This window comes from Ruegeria sp. YTSC199 (assembly GCF_059609725.1).
On record NZ_JBXWMF010000028.1, the window covers coordinates 1 to 18,751 of the forward strand.

15 protein-coding genes and 2 pseudogenes are annotated in these 18,751 nt (G+C 55.6%); 10 read left to right on the forward strand and 7 right to left on the reverse strand.

The window, feature by feature from the left end; genetic code table 11:
• Positions 1-259: 259 nt before the first annotated feature.
• The gene (locus tag AC2FEE_RS20680) at positions 260-1,240 is read right to left on the reverse strand and encodes a LysR substrate-binding domain-containing protein (protein WP_496867212.1); all 981 of its coding nucleotides are present in this window, start codon (positions 1,238-1,240) and stop codon (positions 260-262) included.
• 193 nt (positions 1,241-1,433) lie between these two features.
• Here AC2FEE_RS20680 and AC2FEE_RS20685 point away from each other — a divergent pair, with 193 nt between their 5' ends.
• From AC2FEE_RS20685 to AC2FEE_RS20710, 6 genes and pseudogenes are all read left to right on the forward strand, one after another.
• Positions 1,434-2,384, forward strand: a complete 951-nt coding sequence (locus AC2FEE_RS20685) for an ABC transporter substrate-binding protein (RefSeq protein ID WP_496867213.1) — start codon at positions 1,434-1,436, stop codon at positions 2,382-2,384.
• An 85-nt stretch (positions 2,385-2,469) separates the two neighbouring features.
• Positions 2,470-3,498 (forward strand): quaternary amine ABC transporter ATP-binding protein, encoded by a 1,029-nt coding sequence (locus tag AC2FEE_RS20690; RefSeq protein WP_496867214.1) that lies wholly within the window; start codon positions 2,470-2,472, stop codon positions 3,496-3,498.
• Positions 3,498-5,480 (forward strand): ABC transporter permease, encoded by a 1,983-nt coding sequence (locus AC2FEE_RS20695; RefSeq protein ID WP_496867215.1) that lies wholly within the window; start codon positions 3,498-3,500, stop codon positions 5,478-5,480. The genes AC2FEE_RS20690 and AC2FEE_RS20695 overlap by 1 nt, the downstream gene beginning before the upstream one ends.
• A gap of 1 nt (position 5,481) precedes the next feature.
• The gene (locus AC2FEE_RS20700) at positions 5,482-5,853 is read left to right on the forward strand and encodes a cupin domain-containing protein (RefSeq protein ID WP_496867274.1); all 372 of its coding nucleotides are present in this window, start codon (positions 5,482-5,484) and stop codon (positions 5,851-5,853) included.
• Positions 5,850-8,249 carry a trimethylamine N-oxide demethylase gene (locus tag AC2FEE_RS20705; protein WP_496867216.1) on the forward strand — a complete coding sequence of 800 codons (2,400 nt, stop codon included), beginning with the start codon at positions 5,850-5,852 and terminating at the stop codon, positions 8,247-8,249. Before AC2FEE_RS20700 ends, AC2FEE_RS20705 begins: the two co-directional genes overlap by 4 nt.
• 67 nt (positions 8,250-8,316) lie before the next feature.
• Positions 8,317-9,022 (forward strand): annotated as a pseudogene (locus tag AC2FEE_RS20710) (IS6 family transposase); the annotation flags it as partial.
• An 80-nt stretch (positions 9,023-9,102) separates the two neighbouring features.
• Here the strand turns inward: AC2FEE_RS20710 and AC2FEE_RS20715 are convergent.
• From AC2FEE_RS20715 to AC2FEE_RS20725, 3 genes are all read right to left on the reverse strand, one after another.
• On the reverse strand, positions 9,103-9,675 hold the full coding sequence (locus tag AC2FEE_RS20715; protein ID WP_496867217.1) for a TetR/AcrR family transcriptional regulator: 573 nt from the start codon (positions 9,673-9,675) through the stop codon (positions 9,103-9,105).
• Positions 9,672-10,193, reverse strand: a complete 522-nt coding sequence (locus AC2FEE_RS20720; protein ID WP_496867218.1) for a dihydrofolate reductase family protein — start codon at positions 10,191-10,193, stop codon at positions 9,672-9,674. Before AC2FEE_RS20720 ends, AC2FEE_RS20715 begins: the two co-directional genes overlap by 4 nt.
• A gap of 89 nt (positions 10,194-10,282) precedes the next feature.
• Positions 10,283-11,155: a LysR substrate-binding domain-containing protein gene (locus AC2FEE_RS20725; protein WP_496867219.1), complete on the reverse strand. Its 873-nt coding sequence runs from the start codon at positions 11,153-11,155 to the stop codon at positions 10,283-10,285.
• 165 nt (positions 11,156-11,320) lie between these two features.
• Between AC2FEE_RS20725 and AC2FEE_RS20730 the strand changes: the two genes are divergently transcribed.
• Positions 11,321-12,826, forward strand: a complete 1,506-nt coding sequence (locus AC2FEE_RS20730; RefSeq protein ID WP_496867275.1) for a trimethylamine methyltransferase family protein — start codon at positions 11,321-11,323, stop codon at positions 12,824-12,826.
• A 12-nt stretch (positions 12,827-12,838) separates the two neighbouring features.
• Positions 12,839-13,204 (forward strand): hypothetical protein, encoded by a 366-nt coding sequence (locus AC2FEE_RS20735; protein ID WP_496867220.1) that lies wholly within the window; start codon positions 12,839-12,841, stop codon positions 13,202-13,204.
• 28 nt (positions 13,205-13,232) lie between these two features.
• Here the strand turns inward: AC2FEE_RS20735 and AC2FEE_RS20740 are convergent.
• Positions 13,233-13,907: pseudogene (locus tag AC2FEE_RS20740) on the reverse strand (IS6 family transposase); the annotation flags it as partial.
• A 122-nt stretch (positions 13,908-14,029) separates the two neighbouring features.
• On the opposite strand from AC2FEE_RS20740, the gene AC2FEE_RS20745 reads away from it, so the two are divergent.
• Both AC2FEE_RS20745 and AC2FEE_RS20750 read left to right on the forward strand, forming a co-directional pair.
• Positions 14,030-14,278 carry a hypothetical protein gene (locus AC2FEE_RS20745; RefSeq protein ID WP_496867221.1) on the forward strand — a complete coding sequence of 83 codons (249 nt, stop codon included), beginning with the start codon at positions 14,030-14,032 and terminating at the stop codon, positions 14,276-14,278.
• A gap of 27 nt (positions 14,279-14,305) precedes the next feature.
• Positions 14,306-16,132, forward strand: coding sequence for a BCCT family transporter (locus AC2FEE_RS20750; protein ID WP_496867222.1), 1,827 nt, complete (start codon positions 14,306-14,308; stop codon positions 16,130-16,132).
• 100 nt (positions 16,133-16,232) lie between these two features.
• Here AC2FEE_RS20750 and AC2FEE_RS20755 read toward each other — a convergent pair whose 3' ends face one another.
• Positions 16,233-16,967, reverse strand: a complete 735-nt coding sequence (locus tag AC2FEE_RS20755) for a DUF3726 domain-containing protein (protein ID WP_496867223.1) — start codon at positions 16,965-16,967, stop codon at positions 16,233-16,235.
• Positions 16,964-18,664: a hypothetical protein gene (locus tag AC2FEE_RS20760; RefSeq protein WP_496867224.1), complete on the reverse strand. Its 1,701-nt coding sequence runs from the start codon at positions 18,662-18,664 to the stop codon at positions 16,964-16,966. Before AC2FEE_RS20760 ends, AC2FEE_RS20755 begins: the two co-directional genes overlap by 4 nt.
• Positions 18,665-18,751 lie beyond the last annotated feature (87 nt).

Below are 18,751 nucleotides of genomic sequence, written 5' to 3' on the forward strand. Positions count from 1 at the left end.
TCTTGGCACCGATTTCCTGAATCGGCTTCTTGTTCGCTTCGCGGGCGATTTCGATGTCGGATTTGTAGCTCATTGGGTTTCGGTCTCCCTGCATATAATTGGCTATTATTGTTCCAACCGGAATGGCGATGGGCCAAACCAGATTCGTTTGCATTTTTTCTTTAAAGTAAATAAATATTCCCTTGGGTCAATACGTGAGCTAGTCGCACCTGGGGAAGTTACTTAGATCGCCATCAAGAAATAGCGGCAGACACCGGGATCAGGCGTATCTTTTTCGACCCGCGCTGAGACCCAGCAACCAATCTTCTACAATACGCTGCTCCGGGAAAGCTTTGTGAAGTGGCCTTTTCAACAAGTAATAACCGGACTGCGTTCGAACCGATGCGCTCTGGACTGGCCTGACCAAGGCGCCGCTATCAAGCAAAGGGTCAACAAGATGGGCCCAACCCAATGCAATACCCAATCCATCGACTGCAGCTTGCACCGATAGCGGATAGGTGTTGAACGCCACGGCCTGGTCCATTGACGTCATAGATACACCGTTGCCACCGAACCACGTGCGCCATGTCATCCATTCAGCATGACTACTGGTGACTTCAATGAGGTCAAGTTCCGGCAGAGACGAAAGATCCGCCGCATTCGGGTGGCTTTTGAGATACTCGGGGCTGCAGACCGGGAAAACAGTTTCTCCGAACAAAAGCTTTGCCTCGTATCCCGGCCAATCGCCATCCCCACGTAAAATCGTCAGGTCCATCGAATCTGACAGACACTCTGCGTCACTGTCAGAGGAAACCAGCGAAATACGGATACGGCCATTGGATTTGTTAAACTTACGAAGTTGCGGCATCAGCCAAAGAGACGCAACAGAATTGGTCGCCGAAATCGAGACCGTATTGGCCTGATGCTTGGCCAGCATGTCACGGCTGACATCCCGCATCAGATCCAACGATTTTTCCACAGTGGTCAGCAGGATCGCCCCTTGTTGGGTGAGGGAAACTGAACGATGCCCACGCACAAACAAGGGCACATCATAGTGTTGTTCCAACAAGCGCACTTTGCGGCTGATCGCGGTTTCCGAGATGTTTAGAACTTTGCTGGCTTGCGCAAAGCTCTGCGCCTTTGCGGCGGCTTCAAACGCCAGCAGATAGTCTAGTGGCGGAAGGACTTTCCCGGTGACTGAAGTTTTTTTTGGCACTTGAGGGCGGATTCCCGAATTGGAGGTTGTCGCGATCAAAGACATTTGCCCGAACCTGCAAGCATCCGATCAGACAACTGTCTGTTAAGATAACAAAAAGTCAGATTAGCCTCAAGAAATTATGGTCAAAGCCCCTCAAATCTCTGTTCTGCATCTTGGGCAACATTAGGCAGAATGCACGAATCCGGGGCCAGAAGAGTCCCAATCCAAAAAAACGAACGTCACTCAGGGAGCAAACATGAAACTTACAAACCTACTTTCTGCTGCAACCTTGGCAGCAGTAGCGGGAACAGGGGCGATTGCCGAAGACAGCAGCGACCCGATCGTCATCCCAATTCACAACTGGTCCAGCCAGATAGTAATGTCGAACGTCGTCGGCCTGATCTTCGAAGAGATGGGCAACAACGTCGAATACGTTACCACCGACAGCCAGGCGGTCTATGAATCAGTGCGCCTGGGTGATGTCGCGCTTGAGATGGAAGTTTGGGAAGGCGCGTTTGGTGCTTCCTACCGAGCAGCGCTGGAAAAGGGTGGTTTGCATGACGCGGGTGATCATGATGCGGTCACACGCGAGGACTGGTGGTATCCCCTGTGGACCAAGGAATCCTGTCCCGGACTGCCCGATTGGGAGGCACTGAACGACTGTGCGCACCTGTTCGCCACAGCTGAAACCGGCGATAAGGGCCGGTATCTGGACGGTCCCGTCGACTGGTTGAAGCATGGTAAAGAGCGCGCAGAAGCGCTCGATCTGAACTTTACCGTGATCAATGCGGGGTCAGCCGCAGCTCTGTGGGCGGAGATTGGTGCGGCTGAAGCCGACAAAAAACCAGTATTGGTCTTCAACTGGACACCAAATTTTGCAGAGGCCGTATGGCCCGGTGAGTTCGTTGAGTTCCCGGCTTGGGAAGACGGATGCGACAAGGATCCGGCCAAGGGTCCGAACCCGGATGCGTTGTATGATTGTGGCAACCCTGCCAAGGGCTATCTGAAAAAGGCAGCTTGGGATGGCATGAATGACAAATGGCCCGCCGCATATTGCGCGCTAACCAAGATTTCCTTCACCAACCCTCAGATTGCAGAAATGGCGAAGCTGGTCGACACTGATGAGCTGGAGCCGGAAGAAGCCGCCGAAGAATGGTTGGACGCAAACCGCGATGTTGTTGATCCCTGGATCAGCGCCTGCAGCTAAAGGCACGGTCACAAGTACTGAAACTGGCGCGGCCTTGATCCTCTGAGCGATATGAGGCCGCGCTCAACAAGATAGAAAGGCAGCCATGTCCGCCACAGCGCCTGTCATCTCAGCAAAAAATGTCTGGAAACTCTTCGGGCCCTCACCAGAGAGCTATCTGAAGTCCATGCCCGCCGGCCGCGGTTTCGATGAGATTCGCGCGGATGGGTACATCGCCGGGGTCAAGGATGTCTCGATCCAAGTTAGCCGTGGCGAAATGCTGGTCATCATGGGGTTATCAGGCTCAGGTAAGTCGACGCTGGTGCGTTGCTTCTCTCGCTTGCACGACATTACAGGCGGAACGATTGAGGTTGACGGCCAAGACATCATGACCCTGAGCGAGCGTGATCTGATTGAATTGCGCCGCAAGAAGATGGGCATGGTGTTCCAGTCCTTCGGTCTGCTGCCGCATCGCACGGTTCTTGACAACGTAGCTTTCCCACTGGAAATGCGCGGACAGGATCGCCACGACCGACGCGAACGTGCGCTGGAAGTTATCAAGCTGGTCGGCCTTGAGGGTCGTGAGGAGTACTTCCCGCGTGAACTCAGCGGTGGCCAACAGCAACGGGTCGGCATCGCCCGATCCTTGGCGATTGAACCGGATATCTGGTTTCTGGATGAGCCTTTCTCGGCGCTTGATCCGCTGATCCGCCGCGAAATGCAGGATGAATTCCTGCGCCTGCAAGAAATGTTGGGTAAAACCATCGTCTTTATTACGCATGACTTTGATGAGGCGCTGCGTCTGGCGGATCGGATTGCAATCATGCGTAATGGCGCGGTCGAGCAATGCGATACCCCCGACAAGATCGTGATGAACCCTGCTACGGAATACGTGGCCAAGTTTACAGAAGATATCGACAAAGCCCGCGTCGTGCACGCGAAGGGGCTGGCAAAACCCGTCAACGGGCATGCGTTGGAGGGCACCCCGATCAATGGCGGCGCAACTATTCACGAACTGGCGCGGGTGTTGGTCAACGACAACCGCATCTTTTTGCCGGTCGCGGATGACAACGGCGTTGTCACCGGGGTTCTGGAGCGCGACACCGCATTGAACGTTCTGCTTGGAGCGGAATGATGGCAACATTGTCCACCGAAATACCGGACACTTCGGGCAGAACTTGGGGACGGACCAAAGTCCTCACCGCACTGCTTGTCACCGCCTTTGCGATGATCCTCGCCAAGGCCGTCGGTATTCTTCCAGAGTGGCTGAACCGCATCCCCGAAGCCGCAATACCGCCGACAGCGCAGGTTCTGGATGCAATTTTCAACTTCATTCAAAACGATCTCGGTCTGATCTATGTCACCCGCTTTATTGCCGAGGGTCCGCTGGAGTTCCTGCTGGATACCTCGGCAAATCTATTGGAGGGCAAGCGGCGCTGGCCATACCTGGGCCCGATCCCATGGTCCGCGATCGCCGCCGTGGCAGCGGTCGTCGGCTATGCCGTGGGTGGTTGGCGGCTGGCCGCATTGGGCGCCGGAACCTTCATCTGGACCGCCGCAATCGGACAGTGGAAGATCGCCATGCAGACAATGTCCGTCATCGTGGTTGCGGCACCATTGGCGTTTTTGCTGGGTCTGATACTGGGCATCGCCGCCTGGAAATACAGCTGGTTCGAGCGGATGCTGAAGCCCATCCTGTCCATACTGCAAACCCTGCCCTTCTTTACCTATCTCTTGCCGGCAGTGATCTTTTTCAAGGTCGGCCCCACTGCAGGGGCCGTCGCGACAATTACATTCGCCATACCTCCGATGATCCTGATGACCACTTTGGGACTGAAAAAGGTCAGCCCCGAAGTGATAGAGGCGGGGCAGATGTCTGGTTGCACACGCTGGCAAATGTTGCGCCATGTCTACGTTCCGGCCGCGCGAACCGAAGTTCTGGTTGGCGTCAATCAGGTGATCATGCTGTGTCTGGCGATGGTGGTTCTGACCGCCTTTATCGGTATGCCCGGTCTTGGAGCGAAACTGCTGGCAATGATGGGCAGCTTTAAACTCGGTCGCTCATTCGAGATCGGTGTGACCATCGTCCTATTGGCCGTCACGCTTGATCGGATGTCGAAGGCCTGGGTCGTCAAGCAACCTGTTCACTTCGAACGCGGAACGCCGTGGTGGAAACGACACCAGATTTCTCTGGTCGCTCTCGGTCTGTTTGTTGGGTTTACTCTGCTGGCGCAGGTGTTCCCGATCCTCGCGGAAATTGGCCGCAAGCAGCATCTCAGCCAAGGCAAAGAAATCGACGTGGTGATCAAGTCGTTCCTGGCCATCGATGTGATCAAAGGGACAACTGAATGGTTGCGCTGGTTCCTGAACGTCAAGGTTTTGATTCCTTTCCGCAACACATTGCTTGCCATACCAACACCCGCGTTCATCTTGTTGGTGGTTTCCTTTGCTTATTGGGTCGGGGGCCGGAAGCCCGGAATCTATGCCGCGATCTTCTTTACGATTGTCGCGTTTTCAGGCTGGTGGGACCGGTCGGTCATCACACTTTACACTGTGATCTCAGCCGTTGCGCTGGCAACGTTGATCGGGATTCCGTTGGGCGTTATTGCAGCCCGGTCAAACCGCTGGTCCAAGAGCATTCTGCTAGCCTGCGATACAGCGCAAACTTTCCCCAGCTTCATCTACCTGATCCCGGCGATCATGTTGTTCGGGGTCAATGACGTGGCCGTTGTGTTCTCGATCCTGATCTTCGCCGCCGTGCCACTGATCCGATACACGATTATTGGCCTCAGCAGCGTGCCGCCGGAAATGACCGAGGCAGCAGACATGTCTGGCTCGACCCGTCGACAAAAGCTGATGTCGGTGCAATTTCCGCTGGCGCTGCCGACAATGGCCGTCGGGTTCAATCAGGCCATCATGTTCGCCTTTTTCATGGTCATCATCGCGGCGTTCATCGGTACGCAGGATCTGGGGCAGGAACTGCAGCGAACGCTGGCGGGCACCGAGCTGGGCAAGAACTTCGTTCTCGGCCTGAACGTATCGCTGATGGCGTTGACCTTTGACATGGCAATCAGCAGCTGGGCAGAACAGCGGAAAAAGCGGTTGGGGCTTGATTGAAATGGCACAGCAGCAAAGTACACGCACCGTTACCCGTTTCGACGACCTGGGGTTTGTCAGAATGCAGATGGAAGGCCTGCCCGATGCGCAGGTCTGGTGGAAGAACGTCAGCTTTAATGAGGAAACCGGGCAAGGCAGCTATCTGATGAAAATGGCGCCGGGAACCCGCTCGAACCCTCATATCCATCATGGACCGGAGGAGTTCTTCATCCTCGAAGGCGATCTGACCGATCACGACGGATTTAAATATTGCAGCGGCGACTTTGTCAGCCTTGCAGCTGGGTCAAGCCACTATTCGCGAACCGAGGCAGGATGTCTGCTGGTCGTCACTCACCGCGGCCAAACCGAAGCCATTCAGGAAAATGCACTATGAACGTGAAGCCGGTATTCGAAGTTCCTTTCGAACGCAGCGGGGTTGTGGCCCCCGGCCTTCCAATCCTACCACATGGAACGGAGCGCCACCCGGTCCCCGGAATGGGGTCGCGCGCTGTTCCGGTGTCCAAGGGCGATACAATCACGCTGCTGGACCGCGATGGAATGCAACCCGCGGAAATGGTCTTCTTTGCCCCTGACCGAAGCTCCGATGCAGCTATGCTAGGTGCGGTGGGCCATGGGCGTCCCGAGGGTTTGATAGCGACGCTGGCAAACGGGTCGCCTTCCGGCAAGAAAGTGTTGCGCGCCTTGGAAGTTGCCGGGTTCGACATAGGAAATGGCGATGCAATCCAGGCCTTCACGGATGGATCGCGCCCCGGCGACATGGTTCATTTCGTTGCTGAAAATGATGGCCTTTTGATCGTCGCCGCACCGGGTGAGGCGATGCGCCCAGAGGACAACAATCCACCCACAGATGTCATCCTGTACATTCAGCGCTCGGCGCCCGGATTGGAAAAGCCCGATGTCGGCCCGCCCGACCCGCTGGCCGACCCGCTTAAGGACTTCAATATTCAGCCGGGCAATGCGCACTCCTACGAAGTGAAGGCCGGAGAGTTCATTCAGATCGTGGATGTCCGCGGGCGCGAGTGCTCGGATTTTCAAGCCTTCAGCCGCCGCGCATTGGATCAGGGGATCGAGCGTGAGATTGATCCGACAACAACACGCAGCCTGATGGGCAGCTTGTATCCTCAACCGGGCATATTCTCGAAATACTGGTCGGTGGATCAGGAACCGCTGGTCGAGATTGTGCAGGATACGTGCGGGCGCCACGACACCTTCGGTCTCGCCTGTACCGCGCGATATTACGAAGACCTTGGCTATCCGGGCCATGTGAATTGCTCGGACAACATCAACAAGGATCTGGATCAATATGGCATCAAACCGCGAGGCGGTTGGCCAGCGATCAACTTCTTTTTCAACACGATGCTGGACGACGCCAATGCCATCGGGATGGACGATCCTTGGTCGCGACCGGGCGACTTCGTCCTGCTGCGGGCGCTGACAGATTTGGTCTGCGTCAGCACCGGCTGTCCCTGCGACATCGACCCGGCAAACGGTTGGAACCCAACCGATATTCAGGTGCGAACCTACAAGGCGACCGAGGATTTCAAACGATCCTACGGCTATAGAAAATCTGCGGAGGCGGATGTGGAAGAAACCAAGAAAACAGCATTTCACGACTGCTTTGCACGTCATACCCGTGATTTCGTCGAATACAACGGCTATTGGCTGCCCAACACGATGACCAATCACGGCGCGATTGCGGAGTATTGGGCCTGTCGGGACAAGGTTGCCGTCATGGACCTCAGCCCGTTGCGCAAGTACGAGGTCGTCGGACCCGACGCCGAAGAGCTGATGCAGCTTTGCGTGACCCGCAACATGAAAAAGCTGAGCGTTGGTCAGGTCGTTTATGCGGCCATGTGCTATGAGCACGGCGGCATGATCGACGATGGCACAGTCTATCGGCTGGGTGAGACCAATTTCCGCTGGATTGGCGGCAATGATACCAGTGGATTGTGGCTGCAGGAGCAGGCGCTCAAGCGAAACATGAACGTTTGGGTGCGCAATTCGACTGATCAATTGCACAATATCGCGGTACAGGGGCGGCATAGCCGCGAAATCCTATCCAAGATCTTTTGGACCCCACCTCAGCAACCGACGATCGAAGAACTGCTGTGGTTTCGGTTTACCGTCGCCAGGGTTGGTGATGTGCAAGGAAAATCTGTTGTGATCTCCCGGACGGGCTATTCCGGCGAGCTGGGATATGAAATCTTCTGCCACCCAAGGGATGCCGTCGAAATCTTTGATCGCGTCTGGGAAGCCGGTCAGGAGTATGGCATAGCACCGCTTGGCCTTGCGGCGCTTGACATGTTGCGGATCGAAGGTGGCTTGATCTTTGCCGGGTCAGAATTCGACGATCAGACGGACCCGTTTGAGGCCGGCATCGGCTTCACCGTGCCTCTGAAGTCAAAGACCGACGATTTCATCGGGCGGGCAGCTGTCGAAGAACGCAAGGCTCACCCCCAGCGGAAACTGGTTGGATTTGAGATCGAAGGGGGCACGGTCCCCTCGCCCGGCGACTGCGTGCGCGTTGGAAAAGCGCAGGTCGGAGAGATTACAAGCGCGATGAAATCTCCCGCTCTGGGAAAAGTCATCGCGTTGGGTCGGGTTTCGGTTACCCATGCTACCGTTGGGGCCGACATTGAAATCGGGCAACTTGACGGCCAACAAAAACGGCTGAAAGCTAGGGTCGTGCCATTCCCGCATTTTGATCCGACAAAGGAACGTGTGAAAGGAGTATACGCAGAAGCGACGGTTCCGGACGCTGCAGAATAGCCACCAAAGAAGGTGACTTTGTCGAACACTCTGAGAGTACCTGTTAGGTCGATTGAAGATTTAATAGATGCATGCCCAAAACAGACAGGGGCAGGTGGCGACAATCTCATTCAAGGGAGTTCATTTCAAAGGGTGGGATCTTGCACGCGGTGTTCGTCTATCTGCGATATTCAGTTTCGCACCGGGGTCCGGAAGAAATCCTGGCTGAGTGAGGCGTTTCGGTCGATCATGCGACCCTGAGCCGTTGGGTTGTCAAATGTGTTCCAACGGTCGCCGACCGGGCGCGTCGTCAGAAGCGCTCCTGCGATCGATCATGGCGAATGGATGAGACATATGTGCGGGTCAAAGGCAAATGGGTCTACCTGTACCGCGCGGTCGACAAACACGGACAAACCCTTGATTTCATGTTGTCCGAGCGCCGGAATAAAGCTGCAGCGACAAAACTCTTTGCCCGTGCGCTCGAGCTAAACGGGTCCCCGAGAAAGATAGTGATCGACAAAAGCGGAGCCAACACGGCTGGTATCAAAGCCATCAACAGGATGTTGAAAGGCTTCGGTTGTCCGATCCTGATCGAGATGGTTAGGCGAAAGTACCTCAACAACGTCGTGGAACAGGACCACCGTTTTATCAAACGTCGAATCCGCCCAATGCTCGGTTTCAAGTCGATTGCGTCCGCCTCTGCAACGCTTTATGGTATTGAAATTGCGCAGATGATCCGAAAGGGCCAGCTCGGAGTCGGACTCTGCCCATGCAAGCAGTTTGCGAAGCTGGCCGTTCAAATACAGCAAATTCAACCCGCATTCATACTTCAGAGAAGTTTGCGACAAAGCCAGCTGACGCGCATGTTTTCAAATCAAGCCGCCGTGCCATCACCCGCCGCTTGAACAAGGATCCAGTCAATCCCACGCAGAAAATCGTCTATTGTCAGGGAATTGTTTGCTCCGCTGGAGGCAGAGAGTACAAACCCGTGTGCATAGTCGATCAGCAGGTGAACAAGAACGTCACCGCCATCGCTGTTTTCAAGCTGGTCCGTGCTGGCCTTCAACTCAGCACCCACGTTTGCGAGGTCCGCGCTCAAGAGCGTCACATCGTCCAGAATCGCCCGTAGGAGATTGGCGTTCTTCAAAGCATAATCATAGTAAGTCGCCATTATGCTTCTGGCCCGTTCGACCGGAGCGTCCCCGCCCACACCTACCAAGACGCCTGCAAATGCCAGTTCTACCAAATCGGACAAGAGCTGTTTCTTGGTTCCAGCGTGATAAGTCACAGCCATCGGTGTGACGCCAAGCTGATCGGCAAGCATTCGAAACGATAGCGCGTCAACGCCTTCGCTTTGAACAATCGGCAAGGCAGACTTCAGGATCAGCAGTTTCGAAAGGCGCTGATCGGCCTTCAGCGGTCGCCCGGGTGAAGAAGCTTTCGTCACGTGGCTTTCAGCCTGTAGTCGAGATCTACCAGACCCGAGGGAAAACTGTTGACCGCTACCAGTTCCAGATCAACGTCGCCCTTGGTCACGCCAAAAATACGAATGCCCTCACCTAGGAGTATGGGAACCAGAGTGATCCGCATGTCTTCAACCAGTCCGGCTTTCAGGAACGAGCGAATAATCGCGCCGCCATCCACATAGACGCGATTGAATCCGCGTACGTCGAAGCTTGTCATCAAATCCTCAGGCGCTTTGTCTGAGACTTCCACTTTATCGCGCAGATCTTCAGGGATGTCGTCGGGCTTCATTGAGCGACTGAGAACGACCACAGGTTTCGTGTAAGGCCACTCGCCAAAGCCTCGAACTGTCCGATACGAGCCCGATCCCATCACGATCACATCGACACTGTCCTGAAAGGCGGCAAACCCGTGATCTTCATCCACAGTCGGTTGCTTTTCCAACCAATCGAGCCGGTGATCGGGCCGCGCAACAAATCCATCCAGGCTCATTGCCATCATGATATGTCCAGTGGGCATCTTCCGGGTTTCCTGCAAAAATTTATACGCCATATAATAAAAACTCGAAAGAAACTCCAGAGGGATTGGTGTCAGGCTTGGTCCTGAATCCAGTCCGAGAAGGCCTGTTCCGCTTCGCTCGAAGCGGCACTATGGCGGCTAACCAGAAAATATCCGTAGTCGGGCAATTCGGTCTTGGACAAACAAAACAGCCGTTCAATCTCCAATTCGTCCCAAACTAGATCATCCATCAAGGCGATCCCCTGCCCGTCAACGACGGCCTGCACCCGGACATTCGGGTCGGGAATGATCAGGACATCCCGCCTTGATTGCGGAGGAAGCTTTGCGGCGTTCAGCCAATCTGACCAGGCATTGCTGTCATCACGATCTCTGAGCAGGGTCAGATGCGATATTGCCTCTTCCATCCCCAACCGGTCCACCATGTCGGTTGCCGCCCGATTACCGACAGGAAAAGGCGGCATGGGCAAGAAGGGTGTCACGGTGCCGTCTTTCCAGTTCCCGTTGCCCCATCTGATTGTCAGATCCACACCTTGCAATTCGTGCGCTGAAAACTCGATCATCGGTTGAATGCGAAGCTGAACGTCCGGGTGGCTCTGCATGAACGACATCAAACGAGGCGAAAGCCAGCGCGCAGCGAAATAGGTCGAGACCCCAACGGTCAATGAACGCGTCGAAACCCCCTTCAACGCCCGAATTTCGGTTTCGATTTCTTCGTATCGGGTCTGGCAGATCGCGAGCAGTTTCAGTCCTTCACCGGTGAGAATGACACCACGCGCTGTTCGTTGGAACAGGATCACCCCAAGATCGGCCTCAAGCGTTTTGATCTGATAGCTGATCGCGCCCTTGGTCATATTGAGCGCCGCCGCCGCCGTCGAAAAGCTGGAATAGCGGGCAATCTCGGCAAATAGCCTGAGCAAGTCATGGTGATGAAAGCGGGTAGTCATGAGTATAGCGTATAAATTATTTAAACACTGAGAAAAGAAATTTTCGATTTTCAAACAGATTTCTAAGACCCAGACTTTCGGTCGAGTTCGTGAAACGAAGTAGTGACGTTGGACCCTTTGAACGCAGCAGCAGACACATCAGAAGCGGCGGGGAACCGCAGCCGCGTGCGCCGACGTCGCTTGGCTCGTAATAACAAGCCCTCTCAAAGCACGCCGTTCAGGGGTCGCAAGATACCTGCATACAATCTTCTGAGCGATACGGCACTAACCCGGATCGAAGATCAGGCCGATTGGATTCTGAGCAATATCGGTGTCGAATTCCGGGGCGATCCAACGGCGCTGGATCTCTTCGCTCAAGCAGGTGCAAACATCGATGGCGAATGCCTGCGGTTTGAACCGGGTCATGTCCGCGCGCTTTGCGCTACGGCCCCAAGCGAGTTTCAGCTACATGCCCGCAACCCGGCCAAGACTGTAACGCTTGGCGGCAACAACGTTGTGCTGATGCCGGGATATGGCTCTCCTTTTGTCAGCGATCTGGCACAGGGTCGGCGCTATGCGACGCTCGAGGATTTCCGCAATTTCGTGAAACTGGCCTATCTTGCGCCTGCCATGCACCATTCAGGTGGTACTGTTGTCGAGCCGACAGATATCCCGGTGAACAAGCGCCATCTCGACATGATGCTGGCGCATCTGACGCTCTCGACCAAGCCCTTTATGGGCTCTGTCACGGCGCCCAACCGCGCGCGGGACAGTATTGAGATGGCACGCTTCGTCTTCGGACGCGACTTCATGGATCGCCACGCGGTGATGCAGGCCAATATCAACGTCAATTCGCCGTTGATTTATGATGACACCATGTCACGGGCTCTGCGGATCTATGCAGAGGCGGGCCAATGTGTCTGCGTCTCCCCTGCGATTTTCGCGGGTGCCATGGGGCCGCTTTCACCGGCGGCAGTGGCGGCGCAAACACTGGCCGAGGCGATGGTTGGCATCGCGCTTGCGCAGCTGGTGCGCCCCGGCTGTCCGGTGGTGTTTGGCTCATTCCACTCCAGCATGAACCTGCGCACGGGTGCTCTGACCTTTGGATCGCCCGAGGCGAACATGACAACGATGGCGCTTACGCAACTGGGCCGAAGACTTGGAGTGCCAGTACGATCCGGCGGAGGACAGATCACCGCGTCGAATGCCCCGGACGGACAAGCCATGCAGGACAGCACCGGTGCCATGTGGTCCACGCTTTTGTCCGGGGCCCATCAGGTTTGGCATGCGGCAGGCTGGCTCGAAGGTGGGCTTGTGATGTCCTACGAGAAATTCATCCTAGATCTCGACCATTGTGGTGCAATGCTGAAACTGTTGCAGGGCTTCGAAACGGATGACGAGGCCTTTGGCCGTGATGCCTATTTTGAAACAGACCCGGGCAAGAATTTCCTGTCGACCAGCCACACGCTGCGGCACTACGCGACGGCGAATTTTGAGCCACAGATTTCTGACACAGGGCCCTATGAGACTTGGGCTGAAAACGGTGCGCTTACGGCGGACCGGCGCGCCACTGCGTGTTGGCAACAGATGTTGAACGGCTTTCAGCGCCCCGAAATGAATCCCGGCATCCAAGTCTCTCTTGAAGACTTTGTGTCAGAGCGCAAAGCGCAGATGCCGGACGAATGGTACTAGAAAGGAACATCCATGACCGGAGAACTCAGCCGCACATCCGCCCTTGCGTCACGCCACGCCGCGCTTGGATCAGGGCTTGAGGATTGGAACGGTATGGGCACCGCCTGGACATACGACACCGATCCTAACGATGAACACGATGCGGCTCGCGAGTGCGCGGGAATGTTTGATATGTTGCCTTTGAAGAAAGTATTCGTGCGCGGTCTCGACGTTCAGGCGGTTCTCGATCACCTGACAACGCGGGAACTTTCCAAGGTCACACCGGGAAAGGCGGCGTACTTATACGTTCTGACGGATCAGGGCGGCATCGCTGATGATGCCATCGCATCCAACAATGGTGATAGCGAGGGCTTTGTCGCAAACTTCTCTGAAGTATGAATGCGGGTTGAAATTGCTGTACTTGAACGGCCAGCTTCGCAAACTGCTTGAATGGGCAGAGTCCGACTCCGAGCTGGCCTTTCGGATCATCTGCGCAATTTCAATACCATCAAGCGTTGCAGAGGCGGACGCAAACGACTTGAAACCGAGCATTGGGCGGATTCGACGTTTGATGAAACGGTGGTCCTGTTCCGCGACGTTGTTGAGGTACTTTCGCCTAACCATCTCGATCAGGATCGGACAACCGAAGCCTTTCAACATCCTGTTGATGGCTTTGATACCAGCCGTGTTGGCTCCGCTTTTGTCGATCACTATCTTTCTCGGGAGCCTGTTTAGCTCGAGCGCACGGGCGAAGAGATTTGTCGCTGCAGCTTTGTTCCGGCGCTCGGACAACATGAAATCAAGGGTTTGTCCGTGTTTGTCGACCGCGCGGTACAGGTAGACCCATTTGCCTTTGACCCGCACATATGTCTCATCCATTCGCCAGGATCGATCGCAGGAGCTCCTCTGACGACGCGCCCGGTCGGCGACCGGTGGAGCACATTTGACGATCCAACGGTTCAGGGTCGCATGATCGACCGAAACGCCTCGCTCAGCCGGGATTTCTTCCATATCCCGGTACGAAACTGAAAATCGCAGATAGAAGAACACCGCGTGCAAGATCACGCCCTTTGAAATGAACTCCCTCGAATGAGATTGTCACCACCTGCCCCTGTCTGTTTTGGGCATGCATCTATCAAATCTTCAATCGACCTAACAGGTACGCTCAGAGTGTTCGACAAAGTCGGCGAATGAGCGTCGGTTCGGCTATCGACGTTTGAGTAATTGTCGCACTTCAATTTTCTTGAAGTTAACTTAAAAAGTTTGAGTTTGACTGATATTGGTGAAAGATTCCATCCTGCACAGATCATGCGATTGCAGGCGAAACAACACCCTAAATTCCCAGATTATGCCACGACCGCAGGAGTAGCAGTAACCGATACGCTGCTTGAGAAGATCGGCACGCGGGTCCGAACCAAAGACGCGTCGGACGCATTGCGACAAAGCCAGCTCACCTGCGCGGAACCGCATTGAAAAAAAATGACAACAGGGAGGATCCTTATGTCAGTACCTGAACCCTTTACGGATCTGGAGATAGAAACGGCAGATGCCGGTTTCTATGAGAATTACAGCGTTCCAATCGCGCTGATCAGTAAGGGCATCATGGTTGCCCTTGTGCTGTGGGCGCTTGTCTTCCCAGCCAATGCAAACAGCACTTTGGGCAGCTGGAACGGCCGGCTTCTGGAAGTCTTCAACGGCTTCTACGTGGTCATTGTCGGACTGTTTGTCGTCTTCCTTGTAATTGTGGCAATCCTTCCGTCGACCGGGAAGAGGGTCATGGGAACGGCAGGTGAAAGACCCGAGTTTTCGAACTTCTCCTGGTTCTCGATGATGTTTGGTGCGGGGTTGGGTGTGGGCCTTATGGTATTCGCCACTGCCGAGCCGCTGGGCCTGTGGGGATCCAACCCCGAGGTCGTGGCCGGCGCAGTTGCGGGTAATGATCCTGAGTCCATTCAGTCGGCATATCGCTATACCTTCCTGCACTACGGCTTCCATGCGTGGGCGATTTACGTGGTGACCGGCCTGTCGCTGGCCTACTACGCCTATACTCGCGACATGCCTCTGACCATTCGCGCGGCTCTGACACCTCTGTTCGGTCGCCTGATGAACGGGTTCCTTGGCCACGTGGTTGATGTTCTGGGCGTTGTTGCAACGATCCTGGGGGTGTCCGTCACCATCGGTTTTGGTGTCAGCCAGTTCATCGACGGTCTGTATGCAATTACCGGCATGGAATGGATCATGGACTTTGGCGGAGAAGTTCCGACGCCAAGCAAAGTTGGTCTGATCGCAGGTCTGGTTGTCATCATGGCGCTGTCGATCATCTCGGCGGTCTCGGGTGTGGGTCGCGGCGTTAAATACCTGTCGAACCTGAACCTTGTTCTGTCGATCATCCTGTTGGGCACGTTCGTGATCTTCGGCTCGTTTGTGTTCGCTATGACTACCTATGGCACGGCCCTGGTTGACTACCTCCTGCACTTCCTCTCGCTGAGCTTTGGTGCATACGGTCCTTTGTCGACCGAAGCCTTTGCCGCGGCTCTGCCTGCGGAAGCACAGGCGCATGCGGCTGACCTGATGGGTGGCGCGACCAACGCATGGGGCAGCTTTGACGGCTTCAAGAGCGGTCTTGAAGGTGCTGCTGCCGAACTGGGCGAAGAAACGCTTGCCGCCGTGTACGCCGCGGGTGAGCAAGGCCGTCAGTTTGGTTGGCAGTCTGGTTGGACCACGTTCTACTGGGCCTGGTGGATTGCCTTCTCGCCGTTTGTGGGCCTGTTCCTGGCACGCATCTCGAAAGGTCGTTCGGTACGTGAATTCATTCTGGGTTGCGTTCTGGCACCGGCGCTGGTGTGCTTCGCGTGGATGACGGTTCTGGGTGGCACTGCGATTGATCTGGAATTGGCGGGTGCGGCTGAAGGTGCGATCATCGGCGCATCGAACACCAACAAGCTGTTCGTGACGCTGTCCTACATGATCGACGGTGAGCTTTTGTCCATGCTGAACGTCATGTGCGTAATCCTGATCATGACCTTCCTGGTGACGTCTGCTGACTCGGGTATTCTGGTGATGAACACCATCATGTCTGGTGGCAGCCAGGAAACCGGCATCAAGCACCGCATCATCTGGGGTGTAATCCTGACGGCAGTGATCGGCGCACTGATCCTGGCGGCAGGAGAAAACAATCCGATGAATGCGCTGCGCAATGCAATGATCATCGGTGCTCTGCCCTTTACGATTGTTATGGGCCTGATGATGGTTTCACTGACCAAGGCTCTCTACCGTGATGGTCGGCGCGACAAGCACGCTGACGCAAGCACCCAGATTGCCGAATAAGTAAAAGTCCAAACGTAATAAACAAACGCCGCCCCAACCGGGGCGGCGTTTTTCCTTTACAGACGGAGCACGCGCTGGCCGGTGCCTCGGTTTCCAGGTTTTATGAAGGCCCGGCACCCGCGCGGGAATGCGCATCCGAGCGAACGAGAATGGGCCATGCGGCGGCGTTCAGAGCGTCCCAGTGATCCGGGTCAACCTCAATCCCCTGTTCCAGCGCGTGGTTGTAGTTGGCTGCAAGCTGCGCCGCGGAGATTTCATACCGCTGAAGTTCGGGGAGTTCGACCTGACGTGTCACCGCATCCGCCAGCAATGCGGGCTGATTTGTACAGATGATCATGACAGTTGATATTTCCTTGCTGTCATCTGCATTTTCCACACGCCAGTAATGCGGGAAGATCGCGCCGCTCTCAAAGCTCGCGCCGTGCGATCCAGCCTGATCCTTCCAATAGGCCGAGATATACACGCCCTGCTGCGCGACCATCGAAAGGCCGCGCAGGATCAGGCCGGGATAGCGGCAGTTGCCCAGTTCGATGATCGCAAAGCCCGACTTATTGGCCTTGGAGTGCATCAGACAGGCCGCCAGCGAGCCGTGTTCGCAGACATCCGCGCCACCCGCATCCAGAACGGCGATATCGTCATTTTCGAACACCAGCCGCGGGGTCGCGCCACCCTTGGGAGCCAGCGGCGGCAGGGAGATACGGTCGAACCCGCCCAGACCCGCCATTTGCGACCATGTGACCAATTGGGCAGCGTCCTCGTAATCGCCGATCTCGTACCCGGCCCCTTCATACGCGCGGGACAGCGCGGCGATCATTTCATTGCGGGATACTTTCATGATTGTGCCTCCTCGATCAGCGGCATTAACGGCAGGAACCAGCTTTCATAGGTCTGGCCAATGTCATCAATCAGCGGTGCTCCCTGATACATTGTGTTACGTACCCACAGCTTCGAGCGCGGGTCGAATTTGCTGACGCCAAAGAAGGCCAGTTTGCAGCGCAACAAATCCATGGGCCGCACGTTCCGGTTCGCAAGGTTGGCTCGGATTTCGGCGTATTTGTGTTTACTCATAGTCTGGATGCGGCGCACGATGCTCTTCAGGTCCGGGCTGCGTAGCAGGAAATGAATGACATCACTGTCTGGATGTTTTTCAAGATCTTCCAACAGCACGTTATAGCAAGCACGAACACGGCGAGCGATGGGCAGCGGCATCTGTTTCTCTACCCCCGGATCAGCACCGGTAAAGCCCAGCCGTGGTTCCAGCTTTTCTTCCGACCGATACCAGAATGCATTCGATTGCTGGGGATCAGAAAAGTCGATGGCTAGCGCCCAGTCATAGCGATCCTCGATCAGCATACGCAGCTGTTCGGTGCTCATGTCGGGGTCAATAACCGGATTGGGAACGACGGCGAAGCTGTCTTCCAGTTCGTTCACCAATTCGGGATGAATCTCCAGACACAAAGCGTGGATTAGTTCTTGCGTCTCAAGGCTCCACGCGTCGCGGGCGTGATCCGACAGAACCGACCATGTTTCCAACGCAGCACCCTGCGCCAACAGCCAGTCGCGCACCTCGGCCAGTTCTGCAATCAGAACCCGGTTGCGTTCGATCTGTTCTTCGTCTTCTGTGTGGCTTTCGGTAAAGTGTTGTACCGCCCGGTCGATCAGCTCGTGAAACAGCTTAATGCGCCAATCGGTCGGGGTGGCCTTGTGCAAGACCTGCGCCAGCGCAGTTTCGCGCATCTCAATCCACTGGCTCAGCAGTTCTCCGTGGTTGACCAGATAAGGTGCCATGCCCAGACCGGTCGAGTTCCCTATACCAAAGAACCGTTTCAACCTCTTGTCCAACGCCACGGCAGTTTCGGGCGCGCGCGACTTCGCGATATGATCCACCTGATCCAGACTGAACTGACGCAGCATGTAGCAGATGAACATCTCAGGTGCGAATGGACGGTTGAAGTCGGCGAACTTGGCTCGTACCTTGTTCCAGTCCGCCATGCCCAGCTTGCCACTGCCATAAACGGCCGTAGTGCGGTACAAATATCCCACATCGGCGATCCGCTCAGCATCGGGCTGGCGCCCGGCGGAGAGCTCTTCCAGCACGTGGTTGAACAGGCGCGAACTGCGGTTGGCCCGCGACAGGCAGAAGACACGCGCATCCACCCGGCCCGCTTCCTGTCGTGGCACGTTGCCGCGCATGTCTTCCAGCCAGATATCATCCACCTCGCCCTCACAGAGCGCCATGGTCAGATCCCATCTGGTGGCAATCACCCGGTCGTTGCGATCTTCGTCTGACAGGAAACTGGAAAACAGCACGAAGCTGAACACATCATTCGGCGTTTCGATCCGGTAGATCGCGGCACCATAGCCGTCGTTGTCGAGATCGAAGTGCTGGCGGTCAATGGACCATTCCTCTTTCATGATGCGGCGCACCAGCGTGCGCATAAAGCTGAGTGTCGACGAATGCAGCGACCCCAACCGCGCTAGGTCCATGACCTCGGCTTCGGGGCGCATTCTGTCGGAAATTGCAGCAAGCATTTGACCCTCCTACGTCTGATTTGCGTTGAGGGAATGCTTCGCCGGAATAGACAGGAGAGTAAAATTTGAAGATTTTGAGTATTTATT

Bases quoted from the DNA above. Each gene is read 5' to 3' on its own strand.
- AC2FEE_RS20680 (WP_496867212.1), bottom strand. From the start codon at position 1,240: ATGTCTTTGATCGCGACAACCTCCAATTCGGGAATCCGCCCTCAAGTG.
- AC2FEE_RS20685 (WP_496867213.1), top strand. From the start codon at position 1,434: ATGAAACTTACAAACCTACTTTCTGCTGCAACCTTGGCAGCAGTAGCG.
- AC2FEE_RS20690 (WP_496867214.1), top strand. From the start codon at position 2,470: ATGTCCGCCACAGCGCCTGTCATCTCAGCAAAAAATGTCTGGAAACTC.
- AC2FEE_RS20695 (WP_496867215.1), top strand. From the start codon at position 3,498: ATGGCAACATTGTCCACCGAAATACCGGACACTTCGGGCAGAACTTGG.
- AC2FEE_RS20700 (WP_496867274.1), top strand. From the start codon at position 5,482: ATGGCACAGCAGCAAAGTACACGCACCGTTACCCGTTTCGACGACCTG.
- AC2FEE_RS20705 (WP_496867216.1), top strand. From the start codon at position 5,850: ATGAACGTGAAGCCGGTATTCGAAGTTCCTTTCGAACGCAGCGGGGTT.
- AC2FEE_RS20720 (WP_496867218.1), bottom strand. From the start codon at position 10,193: ATGATGGCAATGAGCCTGGATGGATTTGTTGCGCGGCCCGATCACCGG.
- AC2FEE_RS20725 (WP_496867219.1), bottom strand. From the start codon at position 11,155: ATGACTACCCGCTTTCATCACCATGACTTGCTCAGGCTATTTGCCGAG.
- AC2FEE_RS20735 (WP_496867220.1), top strand. From the start codon at position 12,839: ATGACCGGAGAACTCAGCCGCACATCCGCCCTTGCGTCACGCCACGCC.
- AC2FEE_RS20750 (WP_496867222.1), top strand. From the start codon at position 14,306: ATGTCAGTACCTGAACCCTTTACGGATCTGGAGATAGAAACGGCAGAT.
- AC2FEE_RS20755 (WP_496867223.1), bottom strand. From the start codon at position 16,967: ATGAAAGTATCCCGCAATGAAATGATCGCCGCGCTGTCCCGCGCGTAT.
- AC2FEE_RS20760 (WP_496867224.1), bottom strand. From the start codon at position 18,664: ATGCTTGCTGCAATTTCCGACAGAATGCGCCCCGAAGCCGAGGTCATG.